This is a genomic window from Dietzia timorensis, assembly GCF_020742175.1.
Classification (GTDB): Bacteria; Actinomycetota; Actinomycetes; order Mycobacteriales; family Mycobacteriaceae; genus Dietzia; species Dietzia timorensis_A.
The window spans coordinates 1-7,986 of record NZ_DYXM01000266.1 but is presented as its reverse complement, the minus strand read 5'-3'; the positions used below and the strand labels follow the sequence as shown (position 1 = coordinate 7,986).

The window sequence follows — 7,986 nt, the reverse complement described above, 5'->3', positions numbered from 1 at the left end:
CCCCGGCATTGTTGACCATGACATCGATTTCGGTGTCGAGCGCGCGTACCGCCGCCGAGGCCTCCCGCACCGAGGATAGGTATGCGAGGTTGAGGCTCACGATGTCGACTTCGGCACCCGCGTCGCGCAGCTCGGAGGCCACCCCCTGGGCGCGGTCGAGGTTGCGCGCGGGGAGGATCATCCTGCGCCCCGGCGCCGCGACCATTCGCGCGAGCTCTCGCCCGATGCCGTTGGTCGCCCCGGTGATCAGCCAAGTACGGCCAGTCTTCTCCGGATCGAGGTCCATTCTTGGTGACGGCGCGGGACGAAATTTCGAAAGTAGCGACATAGTCCTCCTCGGTGATGCTTAGAGGCTAGCGGCTCGGCCGCCGGCGCACGGGAGGCGTTCTATTCCGCGATAATCACGTCCAGTCGACGTGGCCCGTGAACGCCGTGTACGCGGATGAATTCGATGTCGACGGTGGCGCTCGGTCCGGACACCATCGTGATGGGTTCGGTGTCGAGCCCGGCATCCACGATGCGGCGAATTCCCTCGGGCACGATGTCGACGATGTCGACGGCACGCACGACGATGACGTGGTGGTCGGGCACGAGCGTGATCGCCCTCCGTCCGCATTCCGCGCCGACCAGCACGATGGTTCCGGTATCCGCGATGGACACGAAGGATCCCGTCACCACCGCGTCGACGGTATCGATCGTCTCGGTGTCGAGGGGGTTCGCGATGCTGTCCCGCAGGATTTTCGGGGGCTCGGATCCTCCGTCGCCTGCGGTGGCGAAATCCAGCCATTCCCCCGGGAGATCATCGGGAACCACAACACTCGCATCGTCGCCCAGGAACTCGGCGATGGCGTTTGCGATGTCGGCAGTGGGGACTCGCTGGACCGTCGCATCGTAGTCATCGAGACGGTTGATGAGCAGCTTGATCCTGGATTCGGTGTCGAGCTCGCCGGTGATGCGGTAGTTGCGTTCTATTTTCGCCGGGGCCGGCTGTGCACCGCCCAAGGAGGAACGGATGCGTTCGAGGATCTCGGTTCGGGCCTCAGTCATCTCGGTTGTCCTTCCACCAGGTGCGGAACGAGGATTGCGGTGGCTGTGGGATATCGCGTGAATCGGTCCACTTGCCTGCGACACCGGGGAGGTCGAGCATCCCCTCGTCCGGGGTCGCCTTGTGTACGAGCGGCAGCGCACGACCAATAAGATTCATGCGTCTCCCATCCGACATCATCCACTTGGCGCCCTTGAGCGCGGCGTCCAGCTGCGTCCGTGGGATTTTCTCCCCGTGGTTGACCTCGTCGTCCTGCGCACGAAGCCGGGTAAGCATGGTCGGGATGTCGATCTTCACCGGACATGCGTCGAAACACGCACCGCACAGTGACGAGGCATAAGGAAGCGTGCCGTTTTCGGCATCGTCGACTCCGGTCATCAACGGCGTGAGGATCGCTCCGATCGGCCCCGGGTACACAGAGCCATAGGCGTGTCCGCCGGACCTCTGATACACCGGGCACACGTTCATGCACGCCGAGCAGCGGATGCAGTGGAGGGCCTCGCGTCCATGCTCGTCCGCAAGCGCCCGTGTCCGACCGTTGTCCAGCAGCACGACGTGCACGTTTTCAGGACCGTCGGAGTCGGCGACTCCGGTCCAGAACGAGCTGTAGGGGTTCATCCGCTCGCCGGTCGACGACCGCGGCAGCAACTGCATGAACACCTCGAGGTCCTCGAAGCTCGGCAGCAACTTCTCGATGCCCATAAGCGTGATGAGCGTCTTTGGAAGCGTGACGCACATTCTGCCGTTGCCCTCGGACTCGACCACCGAGAGCGTCCCGGAGTCGGCGATTCCGAAGTTCGCCCCCGACACCGCAACGTCCGCAGAGAGGAACCTCTTACGCAGATGCTTCCGGCTTGCCTCCGCGAGATGCTCCGGTTCGGAATCGAGGTCCGGATCGACGTCATCCATCCCACGCAGGAAAATGCGTCGGATCTCCTCGCGGTTGCGGTGGATCGCGGGGACGAGGATATGAGAAGGCAAGTCGTTGCCCAGCTGGACGATCAGCTCGGCAAGGTCGGTTTCGAGAGCATCGATGCCACGTTCGGCGAGGGCCTCATTGAGCCCCGTTTCCTGGGTCGCCATGGACTTGACCTTGATGACGTCGCGCCGACCCTGCTCATTGATTCGCGCATTATCCTCAACGAGCTGAGCGATGATGTCGTTGGCCTCGTCGGCATCCCGCGCCCAGTGGACGTGGCCTCCGCGCGCTGTGAAGGCCGCCTCGAATTGTTCGAGCAATTCCGGGAGCCTGGCGATGACGTCCGTCTTGATTGCCTCGCCCGCGTCGCGAAGCTCCTCCCAATCAGGTATTTCCGACACGCGCTCGTTGCGCTTGTCCTGAATGCTGTGGGTCGCGTTGCGAAGGTTCGTTCGCAGCTGCACGTTCTGGCTCTCGTGCGCCGATGCCTCGTCGAACGGCGCTATCTCCCGCAGGTTTCCCTTTCCGGGGACAGTCGGCATGCCGAGCATGGTTCGATCGTTGTGGGTTTCACGCGGAAGCGTGACGTCGATATCCGGGCTGGTCATCGCAGCGCACCTCCAGTCACGGTTGCCCCCTCTGCCGGCACCGCCAGCGGCTCGTCTTTTGTAGAGGCAAGAATTCGGGCCAGGTGCACCGCAGCGGGGGCGTTGGACTCCGCCGGAATGAGCCGCCGAGTGCGCGAGAGCCCGCCACCGATGTGCATCAGGCAGCTCACGTCTCCTCCCGCACACACCTCTGCGTTTGTCGACACGATAGCTTCCGTCTTGTCCCCGAGCATCGCTGCGGAGATCGCGGGGTTCTTCACCGCGAAGGTGCCGCCGAATCCACAGCATTCCGACTCGTTTTGGATCTCCAGTAGCTCAAGCCCCTCAACGGAGGAGAGCAGGTCGCGCTGCCTGTCGCCCAGACGCAGGATCCGCATCCCGTGGCAGGACGGATGGTAGGCGACCGTATGAGGGAAGTAGCTCCCCAGCTCCTTCGCAGCATCGGAAATTCCGCACACATCAGTGAGGAAATGGCAGAGCTCGTAAGTCCGATCCGCGATGTCGGCGGCGCGGCCCGCAAGGGACTCGTCGTCGTTATACCTGGCGATCATCGGGTGCTGATGTCCGAGCGAGGCCACACACGAGCCGCTGGGAGCCACCGCATAGTCCCAATCGGCGTCCTCGAAGGCGACGACATGGTTTCGCACCACCGGATAGGCATCGTGGAACTTGCCGGAATTAATGTGCATCTGGCCGCAGCAGGCCTGACGCTCGGGGAACGTCACGGTATGGCCGAGACGTTCGAGTATCCGCGTGGTGGCGATAGCCACCTCCGGATACATCGCATCCACGATGCACGTGGCGAAAAGCGCAATCTTCATTATCGATTCCTCGGGCAGGAGGGTCGGATTTACTTCCCCCACGCTATGCCTTCCGAGCCGATGTCCGCGTAGATATCGTTCCGACGCCCCCTTAGGATCGTGATGAAGTTCCCTCACAACCGCCATTTTGTGAGCGATCGCCACTAGTATTTGCCTTATGCCTGCCGGCCGAATCGCCGTCCTACCCGCGCCCGCTCTCGGCGCGGCGCTCGAACTCGTCCACTCGCGGTATGCCGACCCCATCCAGGTCGCCGACCTGGCGGACGCGGCCGGCTACAGCCAGCACCACTTCAGCCGCATGTTCGCGGCGTCCATGGGCGTCGCACCGGCACAATACATATGCGCGCACCGTATCGACGCCGCCAAGCGCATGCTTCTCGACTCCGACTTCCCGGTGATCGACGTCGCCACCACGGTCGGTTTCGATTCGCTGTCGAGTTTCACCCGACGATTTCGCGACAGCGTCGGAGTGCCACCCGCCCATCTCCGCCGGCTCGCAGGCGAAGTCGCTTCCACGACGCTCACCCCGTTCGCGTTGGGTGACGGCGCCGCCCCTGCCATCACCGTGCGCATGCAATTCCCTACCGACGACGAGATCTCCCGCGGCCCCGGAGTGCCCCGGGCGACGTGGGTCGGCTGGTTTCCACGCCCCTCACCAATCGGCCTGCCTGCCGAGGGGATGCTCACATGGACCGACGAACTCACTCTCCCCTTGTGCCCGGGTAACCCGTGGCTGTTGGGGTTCACTGTCTCCACGAATGTAGATGCACACGAGGTTCTCGCACCGGAGCGACCGCTGGTTGCGATCCACATGCAGCCGATTTTTGCGCCCTCCGCCGTCACACTCCGATTTGAAAGGGCCGATCCCTTCGCCGTGCCGATGCTCCCGGCGCTACCGAGTCTTCGTACTCGCCTGGCTTAGCGCACTTTTGGACAAGCGAGCGTGGTTTTGCCTCACTAGCGTAAGTGGTGTTCGCGTCGGGCTTTCCATGTTCAGGCGACGGCCACGTCGCCGACGGCGGGTAGAAGGAGAAGCATCATGTCCAAAAAGGTTGGGACCCCCGTGTGGGTCGATTACGGTTCGAACAATTTCCAGGCGTGCACCGAGTTCTACCAGCAGCTTTTCGGCTGGCGTTTCGAGGACCTCGGAGCGGATTTCAACAGCTACAACCTGATTCATTGCGGTGAAGCACTCGTCGGCGGACTCATGGATGTCTCCGGCATGCAATGCCCCACAGGCGGTCCGGTCCCCTCGGAGTGGGGAGTCTTCCTCCACGTCGATGATCTCACCGCACGCACGGCCAAAGCCAAGGCCGCCGGGGCCGAGGTCGCGATGGAGAATATGGAGGTCGGAGATTCGGGGACGTGGTCACTCGTCGTCGATCCCACCGGCGCGCCGATTTCCCTATGGCAGCCGAAGAATCTTGAATCCTACGACTTCGTGGGGTCGCCCGGGACTCCGGTGTGGTTCGAGCTGATGACCAAGGACTTCGACGCCGCCGTAGCTTTCTACCGCGAGGTCTTCGACTTCGACATCCACATGATGTCGGACACCGACGAATTCCGATATGCGTCCAACGGCGACATGGATTCGGCGACCGCCGGCATCTGTTTCGCGCCTTGGCTGGGCGAGAACGACAACTCGTACTGGCGGGTCTATTTCGGCGTCGATGGAGCCGATGCGGCGGCACAAAAAGTGGCCTCGCTCGGAGGCAGGGTCACCGACGGCCCGGAGGATTCCCCATTCGGGCGGATCGTGACGGTGCTGGATCGCGAAGGCGCGACATTCCAGCTCTGCTCCATGAGCGAGGCCACTGGCGAGTAGAACCCGCAGTCTCTACCTAGGTGCGGGCGTACTCCGGGTCGTCGTCATCGGAGTTGCCCAGGAACAAAACCTGCGACTGATTGTCCTCCGCCTCGCCGGGAACTTCGTCCCCGCGCAGCGACACACCCGCAGTCTCGGTGAGGAACGACACGGCGACCATGCCGATCACACATGCGCCCATCATGAAGAAAGCCGGGAACAGGGTGAAACCGGTCCCATCGATGACCGCGTCGTTGATCAACGGAGCCGTACCACCAAAGGCCGCAGTGGCGACATTGTAGGAAATCGCGAACCCGGCGTAGCGCACGGTCGTCGGGAACATGGCCGGGAACGTCGCCGAAATCGTCGACAGCTGCGGGATGAACAGCAGACCGAGAACGACAAACGCGACGATCGCCCAGCCGAATCCGACGCGCATGAGCAGGTACATCGGCACGGCCATGATGAACAACCCGATAAGGGATGTCCACCACATCGGCTTGCGTCCGATCTTGTCGGACAGGGTGCCGAAGAACGGGATGAGAATCATCATCACCACCTGGCCGACGAACATGACAGCGGTCGCATGCGAGCCCTCGATGCCGACTGTATTGGCAAGATACGTCGGCTGATACGTGAGCAGGGTGTAGTGGGCGACGTTGAGCGCCGTCACCATGCCGAACATGATGGCGACCTGCTTGAAGTGGGTGCTGAACAGATCCTTGTAGTTCTCCCCCATCGTCTTGGTCTCTTGATCGTCGTCGTCGAGAACCTCCTGGAACACCGGGGATTCATCGAGCTGCGAACGCAGGTAGAGACCGATGAGGCCCAGCGGGAGAGCGATGAAGAACGGGATTCTCCATCCCCACTCGTTCATGAATGCGTCAGTGGACAACGTCTGGAGAATCAGGACGATACCGGAGCCGGCTACGAAGCCGCCGAGCGTGCCGAATTCGAGGAACGAGCCGTAGTGCCCTCGTTTTCCGTCCGGGGAATACTCGGCCATAAATGTGGCGGCGCCGCCATATTCGCCGCCTGTCGTGAATCCCTGGCAGACGCGAAGAAGGATGAGGAGCACCGGCGCCCACACGCCGATCTGGTCCTGGGTCGGCAGCACACCGATCAGCGCGGTCGCCAGGGACATCAGGATGATGGTCAGCGCGAGAACGCTCTTGCGACCAAGCCGGTCGCCGATCGGCCCCCAGATGAATCCGCCGAGCGGACGAAGCACGAACGACACGGCCAGGCCGAGCATCGTGCCGATCGACTCGAGTCCCCCCGAGAAGAAGTTCGCGGTGATGTACACCGACACCGCGGCGTAAACACCGTAGTCGAACCACTCCGTGGCATTACCCATGGCAGAGGCGGCGATGGCGCGGTGAAGCACCGATTTGTCGACAGCATCCGGCTGTCCCGTCGCGCCTGGTGAGGCGTCTATTTTGTTGTCTGGCACGTTGTTACCTCCAGTGGCTCCGCTACCGAGATCGGGCAGAGGTCACTCTATTCGGAAACTGACTTGCTTACGCTAAACATTTGAAAACTCCTCGTAAAGTCGTCTCGACCGGCATCGGGTCTCGTTTTGGCGGTGTGCGACATCGGGTTTCACAGATGACGCTGGTCACATCGGTTCACCAGGGCATCTTGACCGCCAATCTCGTTATTGAATCGAAATATTCAAATTCTGCCCCAGTTTTCCAAACTGTGAGATTTGCGACGTGGTCGAATTCCGATGCCAGATCGTAACGTTTGGCGCGATCCTCCTCATGACCTGCACAGATAATCGCCTCGGACGACGAAAAGCGTTCGATCAGTACCGGTTTGCCCGTTTTCATCTAGGTATAAGCAGCGTCAGCGCGCTAGGTTCAAACTCTAATGCTTTCCACAGGCCTCATTTGCCTTCGGAAAGGGTTGGTTGCCCTGTCCCCTATGAACGGACCTAGATGTCAGTACGGAACTACGTCAGCGAGCTCGCCGAATCGAATGTCACCGACTTCGAAGGCAACAAGTTGGGAACAGTCGCGCAGGTGTACGTCACCTCTGCCGACCGGAGCCCCTCCTGGGTTGCGGTAAAGAGCGGGCTCCTCGGAGTTCTCGGGTTCAAGGAATACTTCATCCCCCTCACCGAGGCGCGGTTCGAATCCGGCACGATCCTCGTGCCGTACTGCAAGGAGTTGGTCAAGGGAGCACCCGCCGTCGACGAGGGCACCGTCATCTCCCCTGAGCAGGAGGACGAGCTCTACCGCTACTACGGGATCAAGGACAACGCGGAGCCGACCGGCCCCGCCACGCCGAAGCCGCACCTGCACAACATTCTCGGGACACGCGGCCATGGGCATGCACGTGATGAGAAGGCCTGCGACTCAGATCCGGACCTCGCCAGCACCGCCTAAGCGACCCTCTGCGGCTACTCAGCTCCCGGCAGCGGCTGGTCCTCTCCCGTGCTGTAGCCGCCGGCTTCCAGGCCTGCCTCGATTTCGAATCGGTTGGTCAGCGGGTTCCGCCCGGCGAGAAGATATAGCGGGATAAACGCCAGACCAAAGCGCAGCCACTGCTGCCGGTGGATGTCTTCGTGGGCAAGCGTCCTCGCCCGCGGTTCCGTGCGACATAGGACGGTGTTGCCCACGCACGTCGCACCGCGCCCGAACGCCCATTTCGGCATTCCGGAGATCACCACGAGATCGCCGTGACGCGCGCGCCGTCCGCGGCACGCGCGGCCCCACGCCTGGGCCGCTAATGAGGCCAGAACGTATCCCTTACGGTTGATCACCCACATGGTCCGCACCCTTTTC

At 62.2% G+C, this 7,986-nt stretch carries 9 protein-coding genes; 3 read left to right on the top strand and 6 right to left on the bottom strand.

Annotation, left to right across the window (positions count from 1 at the left end):
- The 4 genes from K8V11_RS13785 to K8V11_RS13770 all read right to left on the bottom strand — a co-directional run.
- On the bottom strand, positions 1-286 hold a 286-nt coding region (locus K8V11_RS13785; protein WP_303915474.1), incomplete at its 3' end, for an SDR family oxidoreductase.
- Positions 287-387: 101 nt separating this feature from the next.
- Complete coding sequence (locus K8V11_RS13780) at positions 388-1,047, bottom strand: LUD domain-containing protein (RefSeq protein ID WP_303915471.1); 660 nt, start codon at positions 1,045-1,047, stop codon at positions 388-390.
- Entirely contained in the window at positions 1,040-2,572 is a 1,533-nt protein-coding gene (locus K8V11_RS13775; protein WP_303915468.1) for a LutB/LldF family L-lactate oxidation iron-sulfur protein, read from the bottom strand. Before K8V11_RS13775 ends, K8V11_RS13780 begins: the two co-directional genes overlap by 8 nt.
- The gene (locus K8V11_RS13770) at positions 2,569-3,393 is read right to left on the bottom strand and encodes a (Fe-S)-binding protein (RefSeq protein WP_303915465.1); all 825 of its coding nucleotides are present in this window, start codon (positions 3,391-3,393) and stop codon (positions 2,569-2,571) included. Before K8V11_RS13770 ends, K8V11_RS13775 begins: the two co-directional genes overlap by 4 nt.
- A 157-nt stretch (positions 3,394-3,550) precedes the next feature.
- Between K8V11_RS13770 and K8V11_RS13765 the strand changes: the two genes are divergently transcribed.
- Together K8V11_RS13765 and K8V11_RS13760 are read left to right on the top strand one after the other, a co-directional pair.
- Positions 3,551-4,315 carry a helix-turn-helix transcriptional regulator gene (locus K8V11_RS13765; protein WP_303915462.1) on the top strand — a complete coding sequence of 255 codons (765 nt, stop codon included), beginning with the start codon at positions 3,551-3,553 and terminating at the stop codon, positions 4,313-4,315.
- A gap of 117 nt (positions 4,316-4,432) precedes the next feature.
- Entirely contained in the window at positions 4,433-5,218 is a 786-nt protein-coding gene (locus tag K8V11_RS13760) for a VOC family protein (RefSeq protein ID WP_303915459.1), read from the top strand.
- Positions 5,219-5,234: 16 nt separating this feature from the next.
- Here K8V11_RS13760 and K8V11_RS13755 read toward each other — a convergent pair whose 3' ends face one another.
- A complete protein-coding gene (locus tag K8V11_RS13755; protein WP_303915456.1) occupies positions 5,235-6,650 on the bottom strand; it encodes an MFS transporter in 1,416 nt (471 codons plus the stop codon).
- A 487-nt stretch (positions 6,651-7,137) separates the two neighbouring features.
- Here K8V11_RS13755 and K8V11_RS13750 point away from each other — a divergent pair, with 487 nt between their 5' ends.
- The gene (locus K8V11_RS13750; RefSeq protein ID WP_303915453.1) at positions 7,138-7,587 is read left to right on the top strand and encodes a PRC-barrel domain-containing protein; all 450 of its coding nucleotides are present in this window, start codon (positions 7,138-7,140) and stop codon (positions 7,585-7,587) included.
- A 14-nt stretch (positions 7,588-7,601) separates the two neighbouring features.
- Here the strand turns inward: K8V11_RS13750 and K8V11_RS13745 are convergent.
- A partial coding sequence (locus K8V11_RS13745; protein ID WP_303915450.1) for a hypothetical protein occupies positions 7,602-7,986 on the bottom strand: 385 nt, incomplete at its 5' end.

What these genes read in the sequence shown, in the direction of transcription:
- K8V11_RS13780 (WP_303915471.1), bottom strand. Translation starts at nt 1,047, where the DNA reads ATGACTGAGGCCCGAACCGAGATCCTCGAACGCATCCGTTCCTCCTTG.
- K8V11_RS13765 (WP_303915462.1), top strand. Translation starts at nt 3,551, where the DNA reads ATGCCTGCCGGCCGAATCGCCGTCCTACCCGCGCCCGCTCTCGGCGCG.
- K8V11_RS13770 (WP_303915465.1), bottom strand. Translation starts at nt 3,393, where the DNA reads ATGAAGATTGCGCTTTTCGCCACGTGCATCGTGGATGCGATGTATCCG.
- K8V11_RS13750 (WP_303915453.1), top strand. Translation starts at nt 7,138, where the DNA reads ATGTCAGTACGGAACTACGTCAGCGAGCTCGCCGAATCGAATGTCACC.
- K8V11_RS13775 (WP_303915468.1), bottom strand. Translation starts at nt 2,572, where the DNA reads ATGACCAGCCCGGATATCGACGTCACGCTTCCGCGTGAAACCCACAAC.
- K8V11_RS13760 (WP_303915459.1), top strand. Translation starts at nt 4,433, where the DNA reads ATGTCCAAAAAGGTTGGGACCCCCGTGTGGGTCGATTACGGTTCGAAC.